The following is a 23,609-nucleotide window of genomic DNA, read 5'->3' as shown; positions in this document are numbered from 1 at the left end:
TGCCGGTCCGGGCATGGTGACCCGGCCGGGACCATTGCGTCAGCGCGCCTTGAGCGCTTCCGGCTTCACCTTCTGCCCCACGGTCAGGAAGGCGCCGGCCGACGTCACGATGCGCTCGGCGCCGGTGATGCCGCTGGTGATGGCGACGCCCGTGTCGGACACCTGGCCCACCTTCACGTCGCGCCGTTCGACTTGGTTCTTGCCGTTGACGATATAGACATAGCTGCCCTTGGCGTCGCTCTGCACCGCCGATTCCGGCAGCAGCGGGGCATTGCCCGAACCGCTGGTGATCGTCGCCGACGCGAAACCGCCGGGGCGGATCGCGTCATTATAGGCGACTGCGATGCGGGCGATGCCCTGGCGGGTCTGCGGGTCGACGACCGGCGATACTTGCCAGACGCGGCCGCTGAAATGCTGGTTGCTACCGACCGGGGTCACGGTCGCGCTGTTGCCGGCGCGCAGCGTTGCCAGATCGGCTTCGGCCACCTGTGCCTGCATTTCCATCTCGCCATCCTTGGCCATGCGGAACAATGTGCCGCCGCCGGCCTGGACGATCTGGCCGGGTTCGACCGTGCGGGTCAGCACCAGGCCCGATGCCGGGGCGCGGATGTCCAGCCGGCCAGTACGGGCGCGCTGCTCGGCCAGTTGCGCTTCGGCCACACGGACCTGGGCGACGGCCTGATCGCGGGTGGCGGTGCGCTGGTCGATGTCGGCGGCGCTGATGAAGCCGCGGCCGACCAGCGCCTTGGCGCGTTCCAACTGGGCCTGGGCCAGCTTGGCATTGGCGCGCTGCACCTCGACCTGGGCGGCCAGCGAATTGACCTGCTCGCTCTGGACCGACCGTTCGACGGTGGCCAGCACCTGACCGGCGCGGACCCAATCGCCTGGTTGCACCAGCACGCGCGTCACCATGCCGCCTTCGCCGACCACGCCGACCGGCATGTCGACACGGGCGGCCAGCGATCCGGTGCTGCTCACGGTGCGGGCGACCATCGTCTGGCCGGGGGTCAGCACGGTCACGACCGGCGCCTGCGGTGCCGCGTCGGGCGCGGCGGCATCCTTGCCACGCATCGACAGCGCGGCAGCCGCCGCCACCAGCACAACGGCAACAACGCCACCGATGATCAGCAGACGCCGGCGACGGCGAATCCGGTCTTCGTCATCGATCAGGATCGCGGACGATTCGCCCGTCAGCGTAGTTTCGTAATTCATGCCGTTTCCATCTCTCCGGCGGGTTCCGCCCAAACTCGGAACTGTGTTATATGAATATATCACCGCCCTCAAGCCCCAATATCACGCTTGGACGGGCCTTCGCAAAGCCAATTGTGCCCTTGCGAAGGGCCTGGCGGGCTCTTCCGCCTCGTGCGTCTCTTGCCAAAGGGATCGGACTATGTCGCTATGCCGCGCCTTGGGGCGGGTTGGACAGTGCAAGAGGATACGCGCCATGGAATTGCTGGGATGGATCATGACGGGCCTGCTCGCGGGGGCATTGGCGCGTCTGGTCATGCCGGGGCGCGATCCGGGGGGCTGCGTCGTCACCATCCTGTTGGGCATGGCCGGGGCCTTGCTGGCGGCCTTTGTCGGGCAGATCATGGGCTTTTATGCACCGGGTCAGCGTGCCAGCTTCATCGCCGCCGTGCTGGGTGCGATCGCGGTTCTGGCGCTCTATCGCTGGTTCAGCGTCCGGCGCTGACGCAAAAAGGCCGCGTCCTCCCTGGGAAGGACACGGCCTTTGATATGGAATGTCCGGTCGTTAGCGGACCGATCCACGCCGTACCAGGTTGACGATCGCCAGCAGGATGACTGCGCCCAGCAGCGAAACGAGGAAGCTGTAGAGCGTCAGTCCGGCATTGTTGATCGAGCCGCCACTGAAGATCAGGCCGCCGATGAAGGCGCCGACGATGCCGACGACGATGTTCAGCAGGATGCCCTGCTGCGCATCGGTGCGCATGATCATGCTGGCGAGCCAGCCAATGATGCCGCCGACGATAAGCCACAAGATGATGCCCATGTTACTCTCCTTGACCACACCCCCAACGGGTTTGCTGGCTATTCAACCCGGAACATGACTTCGCGTTCCCGCAGAAAATGATTCCGCCTTGGAAACCATCCCCGACCCGTAACGCGAAAGGGGCCGCCGGACGGTCTGTCCGGCGGCCCCCGCATCATTCGTCTCTGTGCCCGCCCGTCGGCGGCACCCGATCCTTCAATATTTCTGCTGTCGCTCGTAGAGTGACTTATAATATTGGATGCGCGTCACGCGCAGGCCATGCATGCCCGAACGGTCCACCGCCCGCTGCCAGCTGGCAAATTCTTCCAGCGTCAGGCTGTAGCGGGCGCAGGCCTCGTCCACGGTCAGCAGGCCCCCATTGACGGCAGCGACGACCTCCGCCTTGCGACGCACGACCCAGCGGGTGGTGTTCACGGGCGGCAGATTTTCCAGCGTCAGGGGTTCGCCGAGCGGTCCTACGACCTGTGCAGGCCTGATTTTCTGGTTCTCTATCATCTTTACCCTCAATTAGCGGCATTGGCGTTGCCGAATTCAGCAGCGAAACCTCGTTGTCACATCAGCCCTGAAGATCGGCTAAAGCCCCAAGGTAAACACAGGCTTCATCATCCTTGCCCCACCCCTAAATGGCTCGCGATCAGCGGGTTAAAGCTTCCTGCGAGACGAACGGCTTCGATCTTGCCGTCGGAACGTGGCGCGAAAATCTCGGCCAGTTCCTGAATCCAATCCTCCATCCCGTCCTGCCCCCGCAGGACGCCCGCGACCGCCAGGGCCGTGGGACTGGCCGCCTGCGCCGCAGCCGAAGCTGCCCGCAGGAAAGGCCAGGCCGGGACGCGTGCCCGGCCTGTCGGCCTTGTCAGAGCGGGTTTCAGCCCGCCTGTCCGGAGAAAACTCAGATCCATGACCAGCCTTCTACCGGGCTAATCGATAAGGTCCGGTAAATGCCGGACACATTTTCGTCATCGAAACGATGCGCCTCTTGGGGAAGGTGCTGGAACGCGGCGCCGCCTGCGACTATATGGGCGGCCATGCAGCCCGAATTTCAGCTCCCAGAGCCGCTCTCGCAGCGGCGCATTGTCGTTGCCATGTCCGGTGGCGTGGACAGCAGCGTCGTCGCCGCGCTCGCCGCGAAAACCGGCGCGGAAGTGATCGGCGTGACGCTCCAGCTTTATGATCATGGCGCCGCCGTCGGCCGTACCGGCAGCTGTTGCGCGGGCCAGGATATCCGCGATGCGCGCGCCGTCGCCGACCGCATCGGCATTGCGCATTATGTCTTTGATTATGAAAGCCAGTTTCGCGATTCGGTGATCGCCGACTTTGCCGATGAATATATGGCCGGGCGCACCCCGATCCCTTGCGTCAAATGCAATATGGGGGTGAAGTTCACCGACCTGTTCCAGATCGCGCGCGACCTAGGGGCCGACTGTCTGGCGACCGGCCATTATGTCCGCCGGGTTGAAGGGCCGCAGGGCGCCGAACTGCACCGCGCCGCCGATCCCGCGCGCGACCAGAGCTATTTCCTGTTCGCCACGACTCAGGCGCAGCTCGACTATCTGCGTTTCCCGCTGGGTGGTTTGCCCAAGCCGCAGGTGCGCGAAATCGCCGCCGAACTCGGCCTGTCGGTGGCGTTGAAGCCCGACAGCCAGGACATCTGCTTCGTGCCCGATGGCGATTATGCCAAGATCGTGCGCAAGCTGCGCCCCGATGCTGACGAGGGCGGCGACATCGTCCATGTCGACGGCCGGGTGCTGGGCCGGCACAAGGGGCTGATCCATTATACGGTCGGCCAGCGCAAGGGGCTGGAGATCGGCGGCCAGGCAGAACCGCTCTATGTCGTGCGGCTCGATGCCGAAGGACGGCGGGTGATCGTCGGGCCGAAGGTTGCGCTGGCCGTGTCGGGCGCACGCCTCAGCGACATCAACTGGCTCGGTCGGGATTTCACCGGACCTCTGACAGCCAAGGTCCGCTCGATGGCTAAGCCTGTTCCAGCGCGTCTGGAAGGCGATCGGCTAATCTTCGACGCGCCCGAATATGGCGTCGCGCCGGGGCAGGCGGCGGTTCTTTATGCCGGCGATCAGGTGTTGGGCGGCGGCTGGATCGCCGCGACCGAGGCTGCGCTGGCCGAGGCCGCCTGAGCCGGCGGCACGGCCAATTATGACAATTATATTTCCTTTCGCGCCCGATTCGATCTAGCGTCCCCGCCCTGACGGCACCGCTCGCAACAAGGGGCGCACGGATGGACAACCGCGAAGTCGAGCTGAAGCTGGAATTTGATCCGGCCGATCACGCCTTGCTGGCCGATGCACCGCTGTTCGCGGGGCAGAAGGGGCAGGCGGCTCATCTGGTTGCGACCTATTTCGATACGCCCGCGCTCGATCTGCATCGTGCCGGCTTTTCTCTGCGCGTCCGGCGCAAGGGGCGGGCCCATGTCCAGACGATCAAGGCCGATGGCGGCAGGGCGGCTGGCCTGTTCGCCCGCTCGGAATGGGAAAAGCCGGTCGAGGGCAATGTCCCGCTGTTCGATTCGATTCCCGGTTCGCTCGATCGGGCCGTCGGCGCCGCCACTGTCGCGACCGCCGACAAGATTTTCGTCACCGATATCGAACGCACCGTGCATCGGCTCGATCGGGACGGACAGCGGGTCGAATGCGCGATCGACATTGGCCGGGTTCGGGTCGGCCGTCGTGCCACCCCGCTGGCAGAGGTGGAACTGGAATTATTGTCGGGTGAACCGGCCCTGCTTTTTTCGATGGCCCGCCAGCTCAACGACCTGGTGCCGTTGCGCCTGGGCATGCGTTCCAAGTCGGACCGCGGCTATGCCCTGCTCGCGAAGGAACGGCGCAAGCCGGCAAAGGCCGAACCCATTGCGATCGCACCCGACGCAACCGTCGAACAGGCCTTTCGTGCCATCGCTCAAGGCTGCATCCGCCAATTCCGCCTGAACGAGGATCTGCTGTTCACCACTGGCGCGCCCGGCGCGCTGCATCAGGCGCGGGTGGGGCTGCGTCGGCTGCGCTCGGCGCTGTCGATCTTTGCGCCGGTACTGGCGGGCGATCCGGCACTCGCGCCGCTCAAGGATGGTCTGCGCGCACTGGCTGCCACGCTTGGCCGGGTCCGCAATATCGACGTGCTGCTGCCCAGTCTGCCCGACGATGCCGCCGCCCGCCTCGCGCTTGTCCGGGCCGAAGCGCTGGCCGATGCCGAACTGCGCCTGCAGGCGCGCGAGACCCGCATCCTGATGCTGGATCTCGCCGAATGGCTGGCGCTGGGCGACTGGTGTAGCCGACCGGCCGATGCCGCGTTGCTGCATGCGCCTGTCAGGCCCTTTGCTGAGGAAATCCTGTCGGATCGACGCAAGCGGCTGAAGCGCAAGGGGAAGCATCTTGCCAGGCGCAGTGACGAGCGGCGCCACCAGGCTCGCATCGCCGCCAAGAAGCTGCGCTACGCCAGCGAATTTTTCGCGCCGCTTTTCCCCAAGAACAAGCAGCAGCGACGCCATGCTGCCTTCTCCGCCATGCTGGAAAAGCTGCAGGATGATCTGGGCGCGCTCAACGATCTGGCGACCGCGCCCGCCACCCTCGCGGCGGCCGGCATCGGCTTCGATTTGCCCGCGCCGGATGACAAGGCGCAGCGCCGTCTGCTGCGCCGCGCCGAAAAGGCCTATGCCGCTCTGCTCGACACCAGGCGCTTCTGGGACTGAGCTTCCCGTTCTCCTAGCCCGAAAATCTTGTGCTTTGGCGCGTCGATGGCTAAGGCCCGCCGGTCATGACTCGCCCGATCACCTTCGCCATCCCCAAGGGCCGCATCCTCGAAGAGGCGCTGCCCCTGCTCGCCAAAGCCGGTATCGAACCGGAGGCGGAATTTCATGACAAGAAGAGCCGGGCGCTGCGCTTCGCCACCAACCGGCCCGATGTGTCGATCATCCGCGTGCGCGCCTTCGACGTGGCGACCTTCGTCGCCCATGGCGCAGCCCAGATCGGCATCGTCGGTTCCGACGTAGTCGATGAGTTCGATTATTCCGAACTTTACGCGCCGGTGGACCTCAATATCGGCCATTGCCGCCTGTCGGTCGCCGAGCCGGCGGATGCGGGCGACGAGGATCAGGCGGCGATGAGCCATGTCCGCGTCGCCACCAAATATCCGCATCTCACCCGCAAATATTATGAGGCGCGCGGGCTTCAGGCCGAATGCGTGAAATTGAATGGCGCGATGGAACTGGCGCCTTCGCTTGGCCTGTCGCGCCGCATCGTCGACCTTGTGTCCTCGGGCGCCACGCTCAAGGCCAATGGCCTGGTCGAGACCGCGATCATCATGCCCGTCTCGGCGCGGCTGATCGTCAATCGCGCCGCCTACAAGATGCGTTCGGCCGATCTCACCACGCTGGTGGAGGCGTTCCGCAAGGCCGTGGAGGTGCGCGATGCCGCTTAGGCTCGACAGCAAGGTCGCCGGTTTCGCGGCCGATTTCACCGCTCTGGTCGATGCCCGGCGCGAGGCGGACGAGGATGTGTCGCGCGACGTCGGCGCCATCCTGAAGGCTGTGCGTGCCCATGGCGACACGGCGCTCGCCGATTATACCAGCCGCTTCGACCATCATGATCTGGACGTCAGCGGCTGGGCGGTCGACCCGGCGGATTGCCGCGCCGCGCTCGATGGCCTGTCGACGCCGCTGCGCGACGCGCTCGAACTCGCCGCCGCGCGCATCACCGCCTATCATGAAAAGCAAAGGCCGGTGGATAGCGACGGCGTCGACAGCACCGGTGTGCGCCTTGGCGCGCGCTGGACTGCGGTGGACGCCGCCGGCCTCTATGTGCCCGGTGGTCGCGCCGCCTATCCCAGCTCGCTGCTGATGAATGTCATCCCGGCCAAGGTCGCGGGCGTACAGCGCATCGCCATGGTCACGCCGACGCCCAAGGGCGAGATCAATCCGCTGGTGCTGGCCGCTGCCCAGATTGCAGGGATCGAGGAAATCTGGCGCGTCGGTGGCGCGCAGGCCGTCGCCGCGCTGGCCTATGGCACCGATCGGATCAAGCCGGTCGACGTCATCACCGGTCCTGGCAACGCCTGGGTCGCCGAAGCCAAGCGCCAGCTCTATGGCGTGGTCGGTATCGACATGGTCGCCGGCCCGTCCGAAATCGTCGTCGTCGCCGATGGCCAGAACGATGCCGACTGGATCGCCGCCGATCTCCTGAGTCAGTCGGAACATGATCCGACCAGCCAGTCGATCCTGTTCACCGACGATGCCGCCTTTGCCGACGCCGTCGAACAGGCCGTCATGCGCCGCCTGCCGTTGCTGTCGACGCAGGCCGTCGCCACCACCAGCTGGGCCGCCAATGGCGCGATCATCCTGGTGCGCGATCTGGACGAGGCGATGCCGCTGGTCGATCGACTCGCGCCCGAGCATCTTGAACTCGCTGTCGACGATCCCGACCGCTATTTCGCGCAGGTCCGCCATGCCGGTTCGGTCTTCCTCGGCCGTATGACGCCGGAGGCGGTGGGCGATTATGTCGCTGGCCCCAACCATGTGCTGCCGACCGGTCGCCGGGCGCGCTTTTCCTCGGGCCTTTCGGTGCTCGATTTCATGAAGCGCACCAGTTTTCTTGGCCTTACCCCCGACGCGATCCAGGCGATCGGCCCCGCGGCCGTGGCTCTTGCGGAGGCGGAAGGGTTGCCCGCTCACGCCGCATCGGTCGCGCTGCGGCTTTGATTTCTTCCCGTTCGGTTCGAGCCTGTCGAGAACCGGTTATGCGGGCTTCTCGACAGGCATGATATTCACGGATTAGAAAGCCGCATGAACGACCGCTCCAAATCCCGCTCCGCCGCGCGCCTTGCCGCGGTCCAGGCGCTTTACCAGCTCGAAATGGAGGGCACGCCGCTCCATTTGCTGCTGCATGAATTCCACGAACATCGCCTGGGCGCGACGATCGAGGATGTGACCTATGCCGAGGCTGAGCAGAATTTCTTCGATGACGTCGTGTCGGGCGTCGATCGCCGTCGCGCCGAGATTGACGGGCTGATCAGCGCGCGCCTGTCGAGCGGCTGGACCCTCGACCGCCTCGACAAGCCGATGCGCCAGATCCTGCGCGCGGGCACCTATGAACTGCTCGCCCGTCAGGACGTCGCGACCGGCACCGTCATCAGCGAATATGTCGACGTCGCCCACGCCTTCTACGACAAGCGCGAAGCCGGCTTCGTCAACGGCCTGCTCGACGGCGTGTCGAAGGACGTGCGGAAATAAGGTTGCACGGACGCGTTCTGTAATGGACGTCATCCCGGACTTGATCCGGGATCCATTCAGCGCTTCCTCGCCAACATAGCGCGCAATGGATCCCCGCGTCCGCGGGGATGACGGGTGATTTCTGTAGAAGCGGGTGCTGGGATAGAGATTATATCATGTCCGCCGAATCCCGCTTCCTCACACTGTTGCGCCTGCTCGCCCATGATCCCGCTGCGCAGGGTTTGCAGGACGATGTCGCGGTGCTGCCGGTCGGTAACACGCGCCTCATCCTTACCAGCGACACGATGGTGGAGGGCGTCCATTATCTTCCCACCGATCCGCCGGCCGATATCGGCTGGAAACTGGCGGCGGTGAATCTGTCGGACCTTGCCGCCAAGGGCGCGAAACCGGTGGGCTGCCTGCTCAACTACAGCCTGTCGGGCGACGATGGCTGGGACGCCGCCTTCCTCGAAGGTCTGGGCGAGGCGCTGGAGCGCTACGCCATGCCGCTGCTCGGTGGCGACACGGTCAGCATGCCGGCCGGCGCACCGCGCAGCTACAGCCTGACCGCGATCGGAGAAGCGACCAGCATGCCGGTCCCCAGCCGCGCCGGCGCGCGTGCGGGGGATCGCCTCTATGTCACTGGGCCGGTCGGCGATGCCGGCATTGGTCTCGACCTTGCCCGCGCCGATCCTGCCGCATCCGGCCCGCTGGTCGCCGCCTATCGCCGACCGCGCCCGCGCCTGGCAGAGGGGACCTTGCTCGCCCGCCTCGCGACCACCATGATGGACCTGTCCGACGGCCTGCTGATCGATGCCGCGCGGATGGGCGCGGCCAGCAACCTCGCCGTCACCATCGACCATATCCCGCTATCCCCGGCGCTCGAAAGCGTGCGCGGTGCCAGCACCGCGATCCAGCTCGCCGCCGCCCGCGCCGGCGACGATTATGAACTGCTTTTCGCGCTGCCACCCGGCGTGTCGCCGCCGGTGCGCGCAATCCCGATCGGCCGTTTCGCAGAAGGGGCGGGCCTGACCCTGCTGATCGACGGCGCGGTCATGCCGCTGCCCGACCGGCTTGGCTGGGAACATGGCTGATCTGGATCATTGCGCTACCGGCTTGACGCGCGGCGCCTGACCTGTAGCTTCCTATCACCCTATTCTCAGCCGGTTGGAGCGCCCGATGCGCATCGTCCTGTTGCTGATTGACGCGGTGCCCGATGCCGGCGTTCCCCCGTCCGGCCGCCCGCTGTTGCGCCCTTCGCCCGCCCGTCATTCCCTGCGGAGCGATCGATGACAGCAACAATAGGGGGAGAGGAACAAGCATGCAGATAGTCCATATCGCCATAGGGTGCGGCCTGCTGGCCGTGCTCTACGGGCTTTTCACCAGTCGCCAGGTGCTTGCCGCACCGGCGGGCAACGATACGATGCAGGCGATCGCGGGGGCGATCCAGGAGGGGGCAAAAGCCTATCTTGGCCGTCAATATACCACCATCGCGGTGGTCGGCATCGTCGTCGCCGTCCTTGTCTTCCTTTTCCTGGGGATAACTTCTGCCGTCGGCTTCCTGATCGGCGCGATCCTGTCGGGCGCGGCCGGTTTCATCGGCATGAACATCTCGGTCCGCGCCAATGTGCGCACGGCAGAGGCGTCGCGCGGCACGCTGCAGAGCGGCCTTACCGTCGCCTTCCGCGCCGGCGCGATCACCGGCATGCTGGTGGCGGGCCTTGCCTTGCTCGCGATCAGTGTCTTCTTCTGGTATCTGACCGGCCCGGCCGGCCATGCGCCCGATGATCGTTTGGTGATCGACAGCCTGGTCGCGCTGGCCTTCGGCGCCAGCCTCATTTCGATTTTCGCGCGGCTGGGCGGCGGCATTTTCACCAAGGCGGCCGATGTCGGTGCTGATCTGGTCGGCAAGGTGGAGGCTGGCATTCCGGAGGATGACCCACGCAACCCGGCAGTGATCGCGGACAATGTCGGCGACAATGTCGGCGACTGCGCCGGCATGGCGGCCGACCTGTTCGAAACCTATGTCGTCACCGTCGGCGCCACCATGGTGCTGACCGCATTGCTGGTAACCGGCGTCGACAACGCCTTCCTGATGCGCTTGATGGCCTTGCCGCTGATCGTCGGCGGGGTGTGCATCATCACCTCGATCATCGGCACCTATATGGTCCGTCTCGGCGCCAGCCAGTCGATCATGGGCGCGCTCTACAAGGGTTTCTGGACCACTGCGCTTCTGTCGATCCCGGCGCTCTGGTTCGTCACCCATTATACGCTGGGTGATCTCAATACCTCGTTCGGCACCGATCTGGATGGCGTCGGCGGTTATACCGGCATGGCGCTGTTCTGGTCGATGATGGTGGGCCTTGCCGTCACCGGCCTGCTGGTCGTCATCACCGAATATTATACCGGCACCAATTACCGCCCGGTCCGCTCGATCGCCAAGGCATCGGAAACCGGCCATGGCACCAATGTCATCCAGGGTCTGGCGATCAGCCTGGAATCGACCGCGCTGCCGACGATCGTGATCGTGGTCGGTATCATCGTCGCCTATCAGCTGGCGGGCCTGATCGGCATCGCCTTTGCCGCCACCGCGATGCTGGCGCTGGCGGGTATGGTGGTCGCGCTCGACGCCTATGGCCCGGTCACCGACAATGCCGGCGGCATCGCCGAAATGGCCCATCTCGATGACAGCGTCCGGGTGAAGACCGATGCGCTCGACGCGGTCGGCAACACCACCAAGGCGGTGACGAAGGGCTATGCCATCGGCTCGGCCGGCCTGGCGGCTCTGGTGCTGTTCGGCGCCTATACGGAGGATCTCAAATTCTACAACTCGGCGCTCGGCCTCACCGAGCCGGTCGATTTCAGCCTGTCCAACCCCTATGTCATCGTCGGCCTGCTGCTGGGCGCGCTGCTGCCCTATCTGTTCGGCGCGATGGGTATGACGGCGGTCGGCCGCGCGGCCGGCGACGTGGTCAAGGATGTGCGTGACCAGTTCGCCACCAACAAGGGCATCATGGAAGGGACGTCGCGCCCCAATTATGCCCGCACCGTCGACCTCGTCACCCGCGCCGCGATCAAGGAAATGATCATCCCCTCGCTGCTGCCGGTGCTGGCGCCGATCGCGGTCTATTTCATCATCGCGGCGGTCGCGGGCGTACCCAACGGCTTTGCCGCGCTGGGCGCTTTGCTGCTGGGCGTCATCGTCTCGGGCCTGTTCGTCGCCCTGTCGATGACGTCGGGCGGCGGCGCCTGGGACAATGCCAAGAAATATATCGAGGATGGCCATCATGGCGGCAAGGGTAGCGAGGCGCACAAGGCTGCGGTGACCGGCGACACGGTGGGTGACCCCTACAAGGATACCGCCGGCCCGGCGGTCAATCCCATGATCAAGATCACCAATATCGTGGCGCTCTTGTTGCTCGCGGCGCTTGCGCACGGCGCTTAACCCGGTTTTAAATTGCCGGACTGACGATGACCCCGCCCGGCAACAGGCGGGGTCATGTTTGACTGGGGGGTATGTTTGAAACTGTTTCTATCCGCCGCAGCCTGCGCGCTCGCGGCTTTTGCACCTGCTGTCTCTGCGCAAACCGATGCGATCAAGGCCGACGCTGCCAAGGTGTCCGCGACAACCGCCAAGACCTGGCCGATCGAGGCCTTCGCCGAACTGCCGGCAATGGATTCACCCGAACTCTCGCCTGATGGCGCGCGCGTCGCCGCGCGGATCGCGATCAAGGGTGTGCAGCAATTGGTGATCGCCGAAGTGAAAGGCGGCAATGTTCGCACCATGGGCCTGGGCGAAAATGACCTCAACTGGTGGCGCTGGGTCAATAATGACTGGCTGATCGTCGGCATCGGCGCGGAAACCAATGTGCAGGGTATGCCCTGGTCGATCAGCCGCGTCGCCAGCATCAAGGCGGACGGCACCAAGGCCAGCATCCTTGCCAAGGCTGTCGCCGCGCAAAATGGCGACGATGTCATCTGGGTCGCCCGTGATGGCAGCCCGCGCATCCTGCTCTCCTACCAGACCTCCATCTATTATGATGATCTTGGTTTCTGGCCGCAGGTCAGCGAGGTGGACGTCAGCACCGGCAAGATGCGCACCGTCGTTGCGTCGCGCCAATATGTGCGCAGCTGGTATGCCGATGCGACTGGCGCGGTGCGCATGGGGGTGGGCTATAATGACACGACCCGTTCCTCGAAACTGCTCTACCGCCCCGATGGTCGCGGCAGCTTCCGCGTGGCCGACAAAGCCAATCGGCGCCGCCATGAATCGCTGATCGTGCCGATGCTGTTCACTGCCGATCCGGGCAAGGCGATCGCCAGCGACGATCGCGACGGCACCGATGCCTTCTATGAACTGGACCTAGGCACGCTTGAATTGGGCAAAAAGCTCTATGAAGCGCCCGGCTTCGATCTTGGCGGGCTGGAGGTTGATGCCGCTGGCACCGGCATGGCGGGCGTGCGCTACACGGCCGACGCGCCAGCCGTTCACTGGTTCGACCCGACTTTGGCGAAGATTCAGGCGGATATCGACAAGGCCGTGGGCGATCGCCGCGCGCGCATCATCTCGACCAGCCAGGATTTGAAGAAACTGATCGTCCATGTCGGTGCGGCCAGCCAACCGGGGGCCTATTATTATTACGACACCGATTATGGCGCCATGTCGCTGCTATCGAAGGTCAGCGAGACGCTGGGCGTCCGGCCTCAACTCTCGCCGGTCAAGACGATCCGTTACAAGGCGCGTGACGGTCTGGAGATCGCGGCGGTGCTGACCCTGCCTTATGGCAAGGAGGCGAAGGATCTCCCGCTCATCCTCATGCCTCATGGCGGCCCCTTCGCCCGCGACGCGGAGACCTGGGACTGGTGGGTGCAGTTCCTGGCCAATCGCGGCTATGCGGTGATCCAGCCCAATTATCGCGGCTCATCGGGCTATGGCACGGAATTCGCGGCCAAGGGCGAGGGCCAATGGGGCCGTGCCATGCAGGATGACCTCAATGACGCGGTCGACTGGACGGTGAAGCAGGGCATTGCGGACGCCAAGCGAGTCTGCGTCGTCGGCGCCTCCTATGGTGGCTATGCCGCGATGCGCGCGGCCCAGCGCGATGGCGGCAAATATCGCTGCGCCGTCTCCTATGCCGGCGTGTCGGATCTCGGCGCGATGATGCGCTATGATCGGCGCTTCCTGAATTCCGGTGCCAGTGGCGACTGGCTGAAGGAGCAGGCGCCCGATTTTGCTGTCGTCTCGCCGATCAATTATGCTGCCGGCTTCTCGACGCCGATCCTGCTGATGCATGGCAAGAAGGACCGGCGCGTACCGGTCGGCCAATCCCGCGAGATGGCGGAAAAGCTCAAGACTGCCGGCAAGGTGGATGGCCGCGACTATATCTATGTCGAACAGCCGCTGGCCGACCATTTCTTCTCGCGCCAGGCCGACCGGCTGGAATTTCTCCAGCAGCTCGAAGCCTTTCTGAAAGCGCATAACCCCGCCTGATCGGGGCGCGGCGCGACCGTCAGAAGTCGCGCCGCAATTCCAGGAAGACGGTACGCGGCCGGCCGACAAAGGCGCCCTTGCGCGCGTCGAAGGTGGCGACGGCATAGGTCTTGTCGAAGATATTCTCGACCCGGATCATCGCCTCGGCAAAACCCAGATCCTGGGTGATGCTGCCGTCGAACACGGTAAAGCCGGGAATATGCGCGCCGCGCCGGTCGATCTGCCCCGACACATATTGGCCGCCCAGCGCCAGCGCCGTGCCCCAGGCGGGGATCTGATAGCGGGACCATAGCCCGGCCTGATGATGCGGGGCGTTGGGGAAGCGGCCGCCGACCGCATTGTCGATCGTGGCGCCTTCCGCACTGTCGGTGATGCGCGCATCATTATAGGCGTAATTGGCGGTTAGCACCCAATTCTTGCTGATATCCGCCGCCACCGTCAGCTCGATCCCCTTGCTGGTGACTTCGCCGACCGGCGACAGCTGGTCCAGGCCATTGACCGGTTCCAGATCGGGATCGACCTGCACGATGCCGTTGCGCACGATATGATAGAGCGCGATCGTCGGCTGTAATTTGCCCTGCATCAGTTCGCCCTTGGCGCCGACCTCGAACTGGCGGCTGGCGATCGGGGCGAAGGGGCCGCCGACGGCCGGGTTCTGGTTGTCGGGGCTTTGCGGCTCGAAGCTCTGGGCATAGCTGCCATAGAGGGAGACGGATTGGACCGGCTTGTAGATGCCGCCGACGCGCCAGCTCCAGCGACCGCCATCGGCATAGGCGCCACCGATCTCGTCCTTGTCGTCGAACCAGTCATGGCGCACGCCGCCGACCAGGATGACATGCTCGCCGATATCTGCCTGTTCCTGGGCATAGACGCCATAGCGATGGGCGCGCGACGCATTCACTTCCGGCGTCAGGCCGGCTAGGTCCGCCTCGGTCGGGTTGCTCAGGCCATAGACGGGATTGCTCAGCGACAGGCCCGGCACGCCCTTGATCGTCACGCCGCTGAAATCCTGCGTCTCGCGATACCAGTCGGCGCCGACCAATATTGTATGCTTGATCCCGCCGGTTTCCAGCCTGGCGATCATGTTGCTCGCCAGGCTCGCGCCCTCGATCGTGCGATGCTGCGATCGGAATTCGCGCGGCTGGGTATCGACCACGCCATCGCCGTCGGTGTCGATCGGCCCCAGCGGCTCATGATAGCGCTGATATTCGGTGTAGCGGAACCAGCGGCCCGATGCATTGATGCTGACCGCATCCGACAGCCGGCTGTCGAGCCGCGCCTGCAGCACGGTGCCCTTCAGGTCCAGTCTGTCGTTCTTTTCATTATGGGTCCAGCTCCGGTCGGCCAGGAAATTGCCGTCCGCATCGATCGCCACGCCACGCAGCCGGTTGCCGGGCAGATCCTGGTCATAACGGGTCGCCTGCACCGTCAGGCTGGTGTCGGGCGCCAGATTGAACTTCAGCCCGCCGTCCGCGACCAAGCTGCGGCTGCCGGAAAAGCGCTGCACCGTGTCGAAGCTTTCATAGAACAGGCCGGCCCGCCCGGCGACCACGCCATTAGCGTCGATCGGCCCGGTCACTTCGCCCGACGCGCCATAGCGATCATAATTGCCGACCACCGCGCGCACCGATGCGGCGAACTTGTCCTGCGGCTTCTTCGTCACATAATTGACCATGCCGCCGGGCGAACTGGCGCCGTAAAGCATGCCGACCGGCCCCTTCAGAAACTCGACCCGGTCGATGCTGAACAGGTTCGGCACGGCGAAGCCCTGGAACGGGTCGCCGCGCAGCCCGTCATAGAACATCGATTCCTGTCGGAAACCGCGATAGGTAACGGTGGCATATTGGTTGGCGCTGACGCCCGCGACATTGCGATAAAGGTCGGTGATGTCGCGGGCGCCCTGATCGCGGATCAGTTCGCTGGTGATGACTTGGACGGATTGGGGAATGTCCATGGGATCGGCCGGGATCTTGCCGATCTCGCTATCCTCGACGCGATAGAGTTTTTGTGCGCGGGCGGTAACCAGGATGTCGCTGTCGCCGGCGGCCGCATCGAGCGGGGCCTGCGCCAGCACGGGCAGCGGTGCAAACAGGAAGGGCAGGGCGCAAAGACGCGCGAGGCGGAGGCTGGGCAAGGCGGCGATCCCGTTGAAATGGACGAAGAATGGAGCCCGTTCGCTCCTTCTGGCCTCTCCTCGATGTCGCCCGGCTAATGATATTGCGACTATATTGCAATATGTAACAGGCTGATTTAGCGCGACATGTTCCGGTCCGCCGAATGCCGGACGGAGGATGTGCGCATCAGCAATCATCCGGACTGCCATTGTCACAAAATGGCAATCAGATTGACGCTGCCATGTAATCGAATCGTCATAGAGGCCCGCCAACCCTGTTGGAGAGCAATGCCCGATGCGCCGCCTGTCCCTCTGCCTTTTCGCCCTGATGGCGCTGCCCGCGACCGCCCATGCCAGCGAGGATGAGCAACTCTGGACCACCACCAGCGCGACGGTGAAACTGTCCGACCATTGGCGCCTCCAGCAGGAGATCGTCGCTCGCTTCAGCAATGATCGCGACGGACTGTACGAGGTCGAAAGCAACACGCTGGTGGGCTACAAGCTCAATAAGCAGGTGACGGTCTGGGCGGGCTACACCCATGACCCGCAATATGATGGCGGCGATTTCACCGTGATGGAGCATCGCGTCCGCGAGCAGGTGACGGTCGACAATATCCTCAAGCTCGGCCCTGTGGCGGTCAGCGCGCGGATGCGGATGGAGCAGCGGTGGCGCGAAGGAATTGACGGCACCGCCTGGCGCCTGCGTCCCTATGTGAAGCTGACAATGCCCTTCAAGGAAGGCGGCAAGACCGCGCTGATCCTCAGTCATGAAAGCTTCATCGATCTCAACAAGACCAATTTCCAGCGTGTCCAGGGCGAGGAGCGGACGCGCAACCTCATCGCGATCACCACGCCGCTGGCGAAGAATGTGAATGCGGAGATCGGCTATCTCCACCAGCATGGCTTCCGCCCCGACGCCGATGACAGCAACGACAATGTCGCCTCGCTCTCGCTCAGCTTCAGCTTCTGATCGCTGTATTGAGTCGAGGGAGTCCTGCGGCGACTGCTGAAATAATCAACGCCGCCCTTTGGCAGGAAAGAAATTGCGATGCTTCGGGAAATGGTGCCCGGGGACGGATTCGAACCGCCGACACTGCGATTTTCAATCGCATGCTCTACCAACTGAGCTACCCGGGCATCGGGTCTCGGCGGAGGTGACCGCCGGATGGAGGCGTGCCTATAGGCGTCAATCCGGCTCGCTGTCCAGCCCATAATTATCATTTTTTTGCAGGGCTTCGTCGCCCGGCATGCCGGGCACGCGATAGCCCTCGCCCAGCCATTGCAGCAGGTCGCGATCGCGGCATCCCTTGCCGCAGAAGGGGCGGATTTCCGGCTGCGCTGGCTGGCCGCAGACCGGGCAGGCGCCGGCCTTAGGCGACATGACCGGCCGCCAGCGACAGCGCGGAATCGGCGCGCAGCGTCACCTCGCCACCCCGACGGCGAGCAAGCTGTTCGATCCAGTCGGCACGCTTGTGCAGCAGGTCGATGATCGCCGGCGCGGCGGTGATCGTCGCCGCGCCGCCGGTGCCATGCCGTTCGGCACGGCGCAGCAGCGCCAGCGCGGCGGTCAGCACCGGATCCTCGCGCAGCAGTTCCATCAGATTGGCGCGTTCGCGGCGGCGGATGATCTGGACGAAGCCGAAGCCGTTGACCGCCGTCCGCTCGAACGGCAGCGGCAGATATTTGTCGATCTGCGCGGCCGCGACGATGCGCTCGTCCTTGTTGTTCATGGTCGGCAGGTCGATGCCGATCGAGCCAGCCAGCCCCATGCGGCGGATCGCCTGGACCGACAGCTTCGCGCCCTTGGGGCCGAGCTGTGCCGGCGGCAGGCTGCCGTCGATGTCGATCAGGATCATCGCGGGGGTCAGGAAGATGCGCAGCGCCGCATCCTCGGCGCCGACTTCGCCGCTGACCGCCTCTTCCATCAGCTCGCTCCAGCCAAGGGCTTCGAGCCGGTCCTCCTCATGGGCGGGACAGGGACGGATGGCGACATCGGTGGCGCGCAGCCGCTGCAGCAGGCTGGGGCCGGGGTGCACCTTGGAACCGGGCTGGGCGATGCGGCCCTTGGCGCGCTTGCCCCGGCCTTCCTCGGCGATCGCCTCGCGGAAAATCTCGACCAGCACATTGGCGCCCTCGGCCACCTTGGGCGGGATCGGCTCGATCAGCACTTCCTCGCCCGAGATCAGGCGCACCACGCCGCGCTTGCGCGGAATGATGGTCTGGACCAGACGGCCCTGAAGGATGGCACCGGCGCGGGCGACCTCGCCCTCGCGCTCGATCAGCGCCTCGACGATGCGCCCTTTTTCGATCAGCGCGGCACGGGCCTCGCCAATGCCTTCTTCATAAAGCCATTCGGCCATCGTTCAGTTACCTACTTGTCGTGATTTCCGAGCCGTGAAATGTACCATTTCACTCGAAATCCCGACGGTCCAGTGGATAGCCCGCTGCCTCAAGCAGCGTGCGGGTTTCGTAAAGCGGCAGGCCCATGATCGCGCTATGGCTGCCCTGGATGCTGCGGATGAGGCCCGCTGCACGCCCCTGAATGGCATAGCCGCCCGCCTTGCCCAGCCCTTCGCCGCTGGCAATATAGCGGTCGATCTCGCTGCGCTCCAGCCGCTTGAAGATCACGATGCTGGTGGACAGGCGGTGCCGTGCCACGCCCGCAGCGTCGATCAGGGTGATGGCGCTGTAGACGCGATGCCGGCGCCCCGACAGCAGGTCGAGGCAGGCGCGCACCTCCGCCTCGCTTTCCGCCTTGGGCAGGATGCGGCGGCCGGCGGCCACCACGGTATCGCCCGACAGGATCAGCGCGCCGGGATGACGGGCAGCGACCAGCGCGCCCTTTTCCGCGGCGACACGCGCAGCATAGGCGGCCGGCAGTTCGGCCTTGCGCGGCGTTTCGTCAATGTCCGCAGGATCGACGGCATCAGGAAGCACGCCAATCTGCCCCAGAAGGTCACGCCGTCTGGGGGAAGCCGAAGCTAGAATGAGTCGCATCGAAAATGCGGCTTATTTGAAGCGGTAGGTGATCCGACCCTTGGTCAGGTCGTAGGGGGTCAGTTCGACCAGCACTTCGTCACCGACCAGCACGCGGATGCGGTTCTTGCGCATCTTGCCAGCGGTGTGGCCGAGAATTTCATGATCATTCTCAAGGCGCACGCGGAACATGGCGTTGGGGAGCAGCTCCACAACCTGTCCGCGCATTTCAAGCAGTTCTTCTTTGGCCATAATATCCCAGAATCGAAAAATCGCGCCGCCATAGCGCCAAAACGTGGAAAATGGAAGTCAGGACGCAGAACCGAAATAATCACCGGCTGCGACGAGGGCCGCGAAGACGGCATCGAGCTGCTGCGCATCAATGCAATAGGGCGGCATGAGATAGATGGTGTTGCCGAGCGGCCTTAGCAAGAGGCCCCGTTCCAGGAAGAAGGCACGCAGGCGCGGCGCGAGGTCAGAGAGGTAGCCGGCATCGGCCGCAATCAGGTCGATTGCCATGATCGTGCCGATCTGGCGCGGGTTGGCGAAGGCGGGGTGGCCGGCCAGCAAGGTCAGCCGATCGGCGATGCCCTGCGCCAGTGCAGCAATCCGTCCGCGCACATCTTCCTCGGCCCAGATGGCGAGATTTTCAGCAGCAGCAGCGCAAGCGATCGCGTTCGCGGTGTAGCTGGAGGAATGGTAGAAGAGACGCGCCCGGTCGGTCGAGCGATGCGCCTCGAAGATGCGCGGGGTCGCCAGCGTCGCGGCGAGCGGGATGGCGCCGCCGGTAATCCCCTTGGCCACGGCCATAATGTCGGGCACGACGCCGGCCTGCTCGCAGGCGAACAGCGTGCCGGTGCGGCCCCAGCCGGTCATCACTTCATCGGCGATGAACAGCACATCGTGGCGCGCGCAGATATCGGCCATCGCCCGCAACAGGTGCGGCGGATAGATCAGCATCCCCCCGGCTCCCAGGATCAGCGGCTCGACGATGAAGGCGGCTGGACGCTGCGAACAAGCCGTCTCCAGTGCAGCAAGCGTCTCCTGCTCGCGACCGGGATGCGGGAAAGGGATAGTGCCGACATCGAACAGCAACGGCGTCCAGGCGGCATTATAGACACCGCGCTCACCGATCGACATCGCCCCGATCGTGTCGCCATGATAGCTATGTTCCAGCACCAGGATGCGGCTGCGCGCCTCGCCCAGCCCGTCGAGCGCGCGATTATGCCAATAGCCAAGCGCCATCTTGAGCGCGACTTCCACCGCGGTCGACCCGCTGTCGGAAAAGAAGACATGGGCCAGGGGATCGCGCCCCGGCGCCTGTGGCATGAGATCGACCAGGCCCCGTGCCACCGCTTCGGCCGGTTCATGGGTATAGCCCGCGAAGATCAGCTGATCGAGCTGCCCGGCCTGGCGCGCGATGGCCGCGGCGATGCGCGGATGGCAATGGCCATGGGTCGTCACCCACCAGCTGGAAATGCCATCGATCAGGCTGCTGCCATCGGCCAGATGGAGGGTCGCGCCCTCCGCCCGAACGACATGGGGGATGGGCTCGTTGAGGCCGTGCTGGGTGAAGGGGTGCCAGACAGGAGAGGTCATCGGCGTCCCCTACGCCCGATCGGCGGCCAAGGCTATGGCTTGTCCTTGCGATCCACCGGCGAGATGCTGGGCAACACGGCCGCCGTCGGCACCACGACCGTGGGCACCGCGACATGGATGTCCACCCGGCGATTCTTCGCCCGACCTTCGGGATCGTCGCTGCCATCTTCCTTGGCATTGGGGGCGACCGGCCGGGCTTCCCCCAGCGCGATCAGGCTGATGCGATCCTTGGCGATGCCCTTTTCGACAAGATAGGCCTCAACCGCCTCGGCCCGGATGCGCGATGCCACGCGATTGTCGCCATCATTGCCCTTGCTGTCGCTATGACCGCGCAGGGTGATCGCCCCGCCGGTCTTGATCGCCGGGGTTTCGACCAGCGTATCGAGCGCGGCGCGGGCGGCATCGTCCAGCTTCAGCCCGGACGTGCCAAAAGCGACGGTGGCGTCGAGCGGTTCGATCTTCGGCGCTTCGGGTTCGGCCACTTCGGGGCGCAGGATCGAGCGGACCGGCTCTGCGGCATTGCCAGATTCGTTGGCCGCAATCTCATTATCGGCGGCATTGGCTGCGTTGGCGGCATTATCGACGGCATTGCCTGCGGGCCGATCACAGGCAGCCAGCATGACGCACAGGGCTAGCGCGGGGGCGAGCCTCCTCATTCCTCCTCTCCTTCCGGTTTCTTGCGGGTCTTTGATGCGGGCGGCACATAGGACAGGATGGTGTCGCCCGGCTGTGGCGTCGGTCGCGACGCATGGGTGAAGAAGCGCATCGTGCCGTTCTTGCGGAGCAGCAGCAGCATGTCGGCATCGGCCGGCAGGTCGGCCTTGGCCGCCTCGAAATCGAACTGGTCGCTGATCCGCGTCTTGCGGAAGGTCCAGCCGGCATCCTCGCGGATCATGATTTCCTCGACGCCGAGGCCGGAATCGAACAGCGCGCGGCCGCGCAGCGATTCTGGCAGCGCGCGCGGATCATGATCGTCGCTGGCGTCGCCCAGCTGATAGACATTGTCGCGGCCCACTTCGGGCGCGAACTCGTTGCAGACAAGCGCGTTATAGGCCTCGTTCTCCGACGTGGCGGCGAGCACCTGGAACTGGGTCAGGTCCAGCCGCTCCTCGGTCGCCTCCGCCAATATCTCGCCATGATAGGTCGGGATACCGCCATGGCGGGCGGGCGCCAGACGCTGCCAGCTATTGTCGGCGATCATCACCGGCACCTCCAACTGGCGCAGTTGGGCGGCAAGGCTGAGGCTGAAAGGCGTGGCGCCGACCAGCAGCAGCCCCTTGTCCTGCGCGCCGGTGACCTTGAGCAACCGGGCGACCGGCTTGATCGAGAAGCCATGGAACAGGATCGTCGCGACCACGATGGAGAAGGACAGGGTCACGAGGATCGCGCCATCGCCATAACCCAGTCGATCAAGCCGCAGCGCGAACAGGCCGGAAATGGCGACCGCGACGATACCGCGCGGCGCGATCCAGGCGACGAGCAGCCGTTCGTTCCAGGGCACCGGCGAGAAAGCGAGGCTGAGCAACACCGTCGCCGGGCGGACGACGAACAGCAGCACCAGCAGATAAGCCAGGAAGCGCCATTCGAACTGGCGCAGCACATCAAGGTCGAGCGAAGCCGACAGGATCACGAACACGCCCGAGATCAGCAGGACGGTGACATTTTCCTTGAACGGCTGAATGTCGCGCAGGGAATCAAATTTCATGTTGGCGAGCGCGACGCCCATCACCGTCACGGTGACAAGGCCGGTTTCCGCCTGGATGAGGTTGGAGAGGACGAACACACCGATCACTGCGACCAGCAGGATTGGCGCTTTCAGATATTCCGGCACATGGCCGCGCTGAAACGCCCAGCCGATCGCTCGGGCGGCGAGCCAGCCGATCAGGCCGGCGATGATGGCGGCGGCGACGAGCGACAGGATGACCGCCGCCAGCGTGCTGCCCTCGCTCGACCGGCGCAGATATTCATAGGTGGCAAGGCCGAGCAGCGCGCCAACCGGATCGTTGACGATCGCTTCCCATTTAAGGATCGCGCGCGGCCGGGCGGCGACGTTAGACTGGCGCAGCAGCGGCAGCACCACGGTCGGCCCGGTCACCACAAGGATGCCCGCGAACAGGATCGCCACCGGCCAGACGAGGCCCGCGACATAATAAAGGGCGAGCGCGCCCAATATCCATCCGATCGGCGCGCCCAGCACCACCAGCCGGGTGACGGCGCCGTCGGTCTTGCGCAATTCGCGGAAATTGAGGCTGAGCCCGCCTTCGAACAGGATCAGGGCGACCGCCACCGACACCATGGGTTCGAGCAGTTCGCCAAAAGTGAGCTTGGGATCGATAAGGCCGGTCACCGGACCACCGATGACGCCGGCGGCGAGCATCAGGGCGATGGCGGGCCAGCCGGTGCGCCAGGCAATCCATTGGGCGCCGATGCCCAATATGCCGATCAGCGCGATTACAAGGGCCTGTTCATGCATGGCCGGGACCATAGACAGGCGGGGCCGCCATGGTCACCCCCTTTATTTTCAACGATCTGGGGAACCGGATCGTAGAGCGGGAATGACGGGCAAGGGAGAACCCGCCATTCCCATGGCAAATATGCTTATTGCTGCGGCGGGGTTGCCGGATCAGCCGGGGTCGCCGGGCTGGCGGGCGCGGCCGGTGCCGGCGTGCCGGCGGCAGCCTGAATCCGCTGCTGCAGGGCCGGGTCGGCGGCCGCAGCCTGGCCGATGGCGTTGAACTTTTCGGGCGGAATGCCCTTCGACTGCAGCGCAGCCAGCATCTTGGGCTGCTTTTCGGCGGCGGCAATCGCATTGTCCGACTGAATCTTGGTCACTTCCACGGCGGCGGCCGCAAACTGCTTGATGTCGGCGTCGCTGAAGTTGCTGGCGCCGGCGGCAGGGGCCGACGCGGCCGGGGCAGCGGGCGTCTGGGCCGACACGGAATAGGCTGCCAGCAGCGCGACGGACGCGACACCGGTCTTGATGATGTTCGAAAGGTTGAGACCCGTCATGTGCTTCTCCTTGGCTTTGCTACCGCCCAAAGCTGTGGACAAAGCAGGCCGGGGAAAAGTCCGGACAGGATGAAGCGTGGCATTAGAAAGATGGCGGAAAAGTTCCCGTCAGCCTGCCGCGAAGGGGAAACGATCGGTCGCGGGCCTCATTTCCATGCCGCAACGAAAAAGGGCCGCCCGATGAGCGGCCCTTCCCGAT

Annotated in this window: 23 protein-coding genes and 1 tRNA gene; 10 read left to right on the top strand and 14 right to left on the bottom strand. The window is 64.9% G+C overall.

Translation table 11 applies throughout. From position 1 onward, the window contains the following. Window positions 1-39 precede the first annotated feature (39 nt). On the bottom strand, window positions 40-1,212 hold the full coding sequence (locus tag VHN57_RS18585; protein WP_278987617.1) for an efflux RND transporter periplasmic adaptor subunit: 1,173 nt from the start codon (window positions 1,210-1,212) through the stop codon (window positions 40-42). A 232-nt stretch (window positions 1,213-1,444) separates the two neighbouring features. Between VHN57_RS18585 and VHN57_RS18580 the strand changes: the two genes are divergently transcribed. Then, window positions 1,445-1,693 carry a GlsB/YeaQ/YmgE family stress response membrane protein gene (locus tag VHN57_RS18580; protein WP_069336366.1) on the top strand — a complete coding sequence of 83 codons (249 nt, stop codon included), beginning with the start codon at window positions 1,445-1,447 and terminating at the stop codon, window positions 1,691-1,693. A gap of 60 nt (window positions 1,694-1,753) precedes the next feature. On the opposite strand, the gene VHN57_RS18575 is transcribed toward VHN57_RS18580, so the two are convergent. The 3 genes from VHN57_RS18575 to VHN57_RS18565 form a co-directional block, all read right to left on the bottom strand. Further along, window positions 1,754-2,011 carry a GlsB/YeaQ/YmgE family stress response membrane protein gene (locus VHN57_RS18575; RefSeq protein ID WP_004208845.1) on the bottom strand — a complete coding sequence of 86 codons (258 nt, stop codon included), beginning with the start codon at window positions 2,009-2,011 and terminating at the stop codon, window positions 1,754-1,756. A gap of 195 nt (window positions 2,012-2,206) precedes the next feature. After that, window positions 2,207-2,506, bottom strand: coding sequence for a CtrA inhibitor SciP (gene sciP, locus VHN57_RS18570; RefSeq protein ID WP_004208844.1), 300 nt, complete (start codon window positions 2,504-2,506; stop codon window positions 2,207-2,209). Window positions 2,507-2,613: 107 nt separating this feature from the next. Continuing rightward, entirely contained in the window at window positions 2,614-2,910 is a 297-nt protein-coding gene (locus VHN57_RS18565; protein WP_010339876.1) for a hypothetical protein, read from the bottom strand. Window positions 2,911-3,036: 126 nt separating this feature from the next. Between VHN57_RS18565 and mnmA the strand changes: the two genes are divergently transcribed. The 8 genes from mnmA to VHN57_RS18525 all read left to right on the top strand — a co-directional run bounded on the left by mnmA (window position 3,037) and on the right by VHN57_RS18525 (window position 13,713). Further along, window positions 3,037-4,143: a tRNA 2-thiouridine(34) synthase MnmA gene (mnmA, locus tag VHN57_RS18560; RefSeq protein ID WP_010336936.1), complete on the top strand. Its 1,107-nt coding sequence runs from the start codon at window positions 3,037-3,039 to the stop codon at window positions 4,141-4,143. Window positions 4,144-4,244: 101 nt separating this feature from the next. Further along, window positions 4,245-5,708 (top strand): CYTH and CHAD domain-containing protein, encoded by a 1,464-nt coding sequence (locus tag VHN57_RS18555; protein ID WP_278986325.1) that lies wholly within the window; start codon window positions 4,245-4,247, stop codon window positions 5,706-5,708. Window positions 5,709-5,773: 65 nt separating this feature from the next. Next, a complete protein-coding gene (gene hisG, locus VHN57_RS18550; protein WP_004208839.1) occupies window positions 5,774-6,436 on the top strand; it encodes an ATP phosphoribosyltransferase in 663 nt (220 codons plus the stop codon). Continuing rightward, window positions 6,426-7,712: a histidinol dehydrogenase gene (gene hisD, locus VHN57_RS18545; protein WP_278986326.1), complete on the top strand. Its 1,287-nt coding sequence runs from the start codon at window positions 6,426-6,428 to the stop codon at window positions 7,710-7,712. The genes hisG and hisD overlap by 11 nt, the downstream gene beginning before the upstream one ends. Window positions 7,713-7,796: 84 nt before the next feature. Next, a complete protein-coding gene (gene nusB / locus VHN57_RS18540; protein WP_004208836.1) occupies window positions 7,797-8,243 on the top strand; it encodes a transcription antitermination factor NusB in 447 nt (148 codons plus the stop codon). A gap of 155 nt (window positions 8,244-8,398) precedes the next feature. Further along, on the top strand, window positions 8,399-9,316 hold the full coding sequence (thiL, locus tag VHN57_RS18535) for a thiamine-phosphate kinase (protein WP_278986327.1): 918 nt from the start codon (window positions 8,399-8,401) through the stop codon (window positions 9,314-9,316). A 227-nt stretch (window positions 9,317-9,543) separates the two neighbouring features. Beyond that, the gene (locus tag VHN57_RS18530; RefSeq protein WP_278986328.1) at window positions 9,544-11,667 is read left to right on the top strand and encodes a sodium-translocating pyrophosphatase; all 2,124 of its coding nucleotides are present in this window, start codon (window positions 9,544-9,546) and stop codon (window positions 11,665-11,667) included. Between the two features lie 54 nt (window positions 11,668-11,721). Continuing rightward, the gene (locus tag VHN57_RS18525) at window positions 11,722-13,713 is read left to right on the top strand and encodes an alpha/beta hydrolase family protein (RefSeq protein WP_423284836.1); all 1,992 of its coding nucleotides are present in this window, start codon (window positions 11,722-11,724) and stop codon (window positions 13,711-13,713) included. Between the two features lie 19 nt (window positions 13,714-13,732). On the opposite strand, the gene VHN57_RS18520 is transcribed toward VHN57_RS18525, so the two are convergent. Then, window positions 13,733-15,847, bottom strand: coding sequence for a TonB-dependent siderophore receptor (locus VHN57_RS18520; RefSeq protein ID WP_423284834.1), 2,115 nt, complete (start codon window positions 15,845-15,847; stop codon window positions 13,733-13,735). A gap of 274 nt (window positions 15,848-16,121) precedes the next feature. Here VHN57_RS18520 and VHN57_RS18515 point away from each other — a divergent pair, with 274 nt between their 5' ends. Further along, a complete protein-coding gene (locus VHN57_RS18515) occupies window positions 16,122-16,796 on the top strand; it encodes a DUF2490 domain-containing protein (RefSeq protein ID WP_423284832.1) in 675 nt (224 codons plus the stop codon). Window positions 16,797-16,887: 91 nt separating this feature from the next. On the opposite strand, the gene VHN57_RS18510 is transcribed toward VHN57_RS18515, so the two are convergent. From VHN57_RS18510 to VHN57_RS18470, 9 genes are all read right to left on the bottom strand, one after another. Further along, window positions 16,888-16,963, bottom strand: a tRNA-Phe gene (locus tag VHN57_RS18510). A gap of 49 nt (window positions 16,964-17,012) precedes the next feature. Further along, complete coding sequence (locus VHN57_RS18505) at window positions 17,013-17,207, bottom strand: DNA gyrase inhibitor YacG (RefSeq protein ID WP_287428998.1); 195 nt, start codon at window positions 17,205-17,207, stop codon at window positions 17,013-17,015. Next, the gene (locus VHN57_RS18500) at window positions 17,197-18,186 is read right to left on the bottom strand and encodes a ribonuclease (protein WP_423284830.1); all 990 of its coding nucleotides are present in this window, start codon (window positions 18,184-18,186) and stop codon (window positions 17,197-17,199) included. The genes VHN57_RS18505 and VHN57_RS18500 overlap by 11 nt, the downstream gene beginning before the upstream one ends. Window positions 18,187-18,235: 49 nt before the next feature. Beyond that, window positions 18,236-18,823 carry a Maf family protein gene (locus VHN57_RS18495; protein WP_037513085.1) on the bottom strand — a complete coding sequence of 196 codons (588 nt, stop codon included), beginning with the start codon at window positions 18,821-18,823 and terminating at the stop codon, window positions 18,236-18,238. A gap of 12 nt (window positions 18,824-18,835) precedes the next feature. Then, window positions 18,836-19,054: a translation initiation factor IF-1 gene (gene infA / locus VHN57_RS18490; protein ID WP_003049127.1), complete on the bottom strand. Its 219-nt coding sequence runs from the start codon at window positions 19,052-19,054 to the stop codon at window positions 18,836-18,838. Window positions 19,055-19,111: 57 nt separating this feature from the next. Next, window positions 19,112-20,401: an adenosylmethionine--8-amino-7-oxononanoate transaminase gene (locus VHN57_RS18485; RefSeq protein ID WP_278988415.1), complete on the bottom strand. Its 1,290-nt coding sequence runs from the start codon at window positions 20,399-20,401 to the stop codon at window positions 19,112-19,114. 32 nt (window positions 20,402-20,433) lie between these two features. Beyond that, on the bottom strand, window positions 20,434-21,057 hold the full coding sequence (locus VHN57_RS18480) for an OmpA family protein (protein WP_278988416.1): 624 nt from the start codon (window positions 21,055-21,057) through the stop codon (window positions 20,434-20,436). After that, window positions 21,054-22,886, bottom strand: coding sequence for a cation:proton antiporter (locus VHN57_RS18475; RefSeq protein ID WP_010339535.1), 1,833 nt, complete (start codon window positions 22,884-22,886; stop codon window positions 21,054-21,056). The genes VHN57_RS18480 and VHN57_RS18475 overlap by 4 nt, the downstream gene beginning before the upstream one ends. Before the next feature lie 113 nt (window positions 22,887-22,999). Continuing rightward, entirely contained in the window at window positions 23,000-23,410 is a 411-nt protein-coding gene (locus tag VHN57_RS18470) for a DUF4168 domain-containing protein (RefSeq protein ID WP_004208769.1), read from the bottom strand. Window positions 23,411-23,609: the final 199 nt, after the last annotated feature.

Source organism: Sphingobium salicis subsp. salicis (assembly GCF_049472635.1).
Lineage (GTDB): Bacteria > Pseudomonadota > Alphaproteobacteria > Sphingomonadales > Sphingomonadaceae > Sphingobium > Sphingobium yanoikuyae_A.
The sequence above is the reverse complement of the archived record's forward strand: the minus strand, read 5'-3'. Positions and strand labels throughout refer to the sequence as shown.

Excerpts from the sequence above, each read along its gene's own strand:
- mnmA (WP_010336936.1), top strand. The coding sequence starts at position 3,037 with ATGCAGCCCGAATTTCAGCTCCCAGAGCCGCTCTCGCAGCGGCGCATT.
- sciP (WP_004208844.1), bottom strand. The coding sequence starts at position 2,506 with ATGATAGAGAACCAGAAAATCAGGCCTGCACAGGTCGTAGGACCGCTC.
- VHN57_RS18565 (WP_010339876.1), bottom strand. The coding sequence starts at position 2,910 with ATGGATCTGAGTTTTCTCCGGACAGGCGGGCTGAAACCCGCTCTGACA.
- VHN57_RS18580 (WP_069336366.1), top strand. The coding sequence starts at position 1,445 with ATGGAATTGCTGGGATGGATCATGACGGGCCTGCTCGCGGGGGCATTG.
- hisG (WP_004208839.1), top strand. The coding sequence starts at position 5,774 with ATGACTCGCCCGATCACCTTCGCCATCCCCAAGGGCCGCATCCTCGAA.
- VHN57_RS18585 (WP_278987617.1), bottom strand. The coding sequence starts at position 1,212 with ATGAATTACGAAACTACGCTGACGGGCGAATCGTCCGCGATCCTGATC.
- thiL (WP_278986327.1), top strand. The coding sequence starts at position 8,399 with ATGTCCGCCGAATCCCGCTTCCTCACACTGTTGCGCCTGCTCGCCCAT.
- VHN57_RS18500 (WP_423284830.1), bottom strand. The coding sequence starts at position 18,186 with ATGGCCGAATGGCTTTATGAAGAAGGCATTGGCGAGGCCCGTGCCGCG.
- VHN57_RS18485 (WP_278988415.1), bottom strand. The coding sequence starts at position 20,401 with ATGACCTCTCCTGTCTGGCACCCCTTCACCCAGCACGGCCTCAACGAG.
- VHN57_RS18525 (WP_423284836.1), top strand. The coding sequence starts at position 11,722 with ATGTTTGACTGGGGGGTATGTTTGAAACTGTTTCTATCCGCCGCAGCC.
- VHN57_RS18575 (WP_004208845.1), bottom strand. The coding sequence starts at position 2,011 with ATGGGCATCATCTTGTGGCTTATCGTCGGCGGCATCATTGGCTGGCTC.
- VHN57_RS18515 (WP_423284832.1), top strand. The coding sequence starts at position 16,122 with ATGCGCCGCCTGTCCCTCTGCCTTTTCGCCCTGATGGCGCTGCCCGCG.
- infA (WP_003049127.1), bottom strand. The coding sequence starts at position 19,054 with ATGGCCAAAGAAGAACTGCTTGAAATGCGCGGACAGGTTGTGGAGCTG.
- VHN57_RS18530 (WP_278986328.1), top strand. The coding sequence starts at position 9,544 with ATGCAGATAGTCCATATCGCCATAGGGTGCGGCCTGCTGGCCGTGCTC.
- nusB (WP_004208836.1), top strand. The coding sequence starts at position 7,797 with ATGAACGACCGCTCCAAATCCCGCTCCGCCGCGCGCCTTGCCGCGGTC.
- VHN57_RS18480 (WP_278988416.1), bottom strand. The coding sequence starts at position 21,057 with ATGAGGAGGCTCGCCCCCGCGCTAGCCCTGTGCGTCATGCTGGCTGCC.
- VHN57_RS18495 (WP_037513085.1), bottom strand. The coding sequence starts at position 18,823 with ATGCGACTCATTCTAGCTTCGGCTTCCCCCAGACGGCGTGACCTTCTG.
- hisD (WP_278986326.1), top strand. The coding sequence starts at position 6,426 with ATGCCGCTTAGGCTCGACAGCAAGGTCGCCGGTTTCGCGGCCGATTTC.
- VHN57_RS18475 (WP_010339535.1), bottom strand. The coding sequence starts at position 22,886 with ATGGTCCCGGCCATGCATGAACAGGCCCTTGTAATCGCGCTGATCGGC.
- VHN57_RS18470 (WP_004208769.1), bottom strand. The coding sequence starts at position 23,410 with ATGACGGGTCTCAACCTTTCGAACATCATCAAGACCGGTGTCGCGTCC.
- VHN57_RS18555 (WP_278986325.1), top strand. The coding sequence starts at position 4,245 with ATGGACAACCGCGAAGTCGAGCTGAAGCTGGAATTTGATCCGGCCGAT.
- VHN57_RS18505 (WP_287428998.1), bottom strand. The coding sequence starts at position 17,207 with ATGTCGCCTAAGGCCGGCGCCTGCCCGGTCTGCGGCCAGCCAGCGCAG.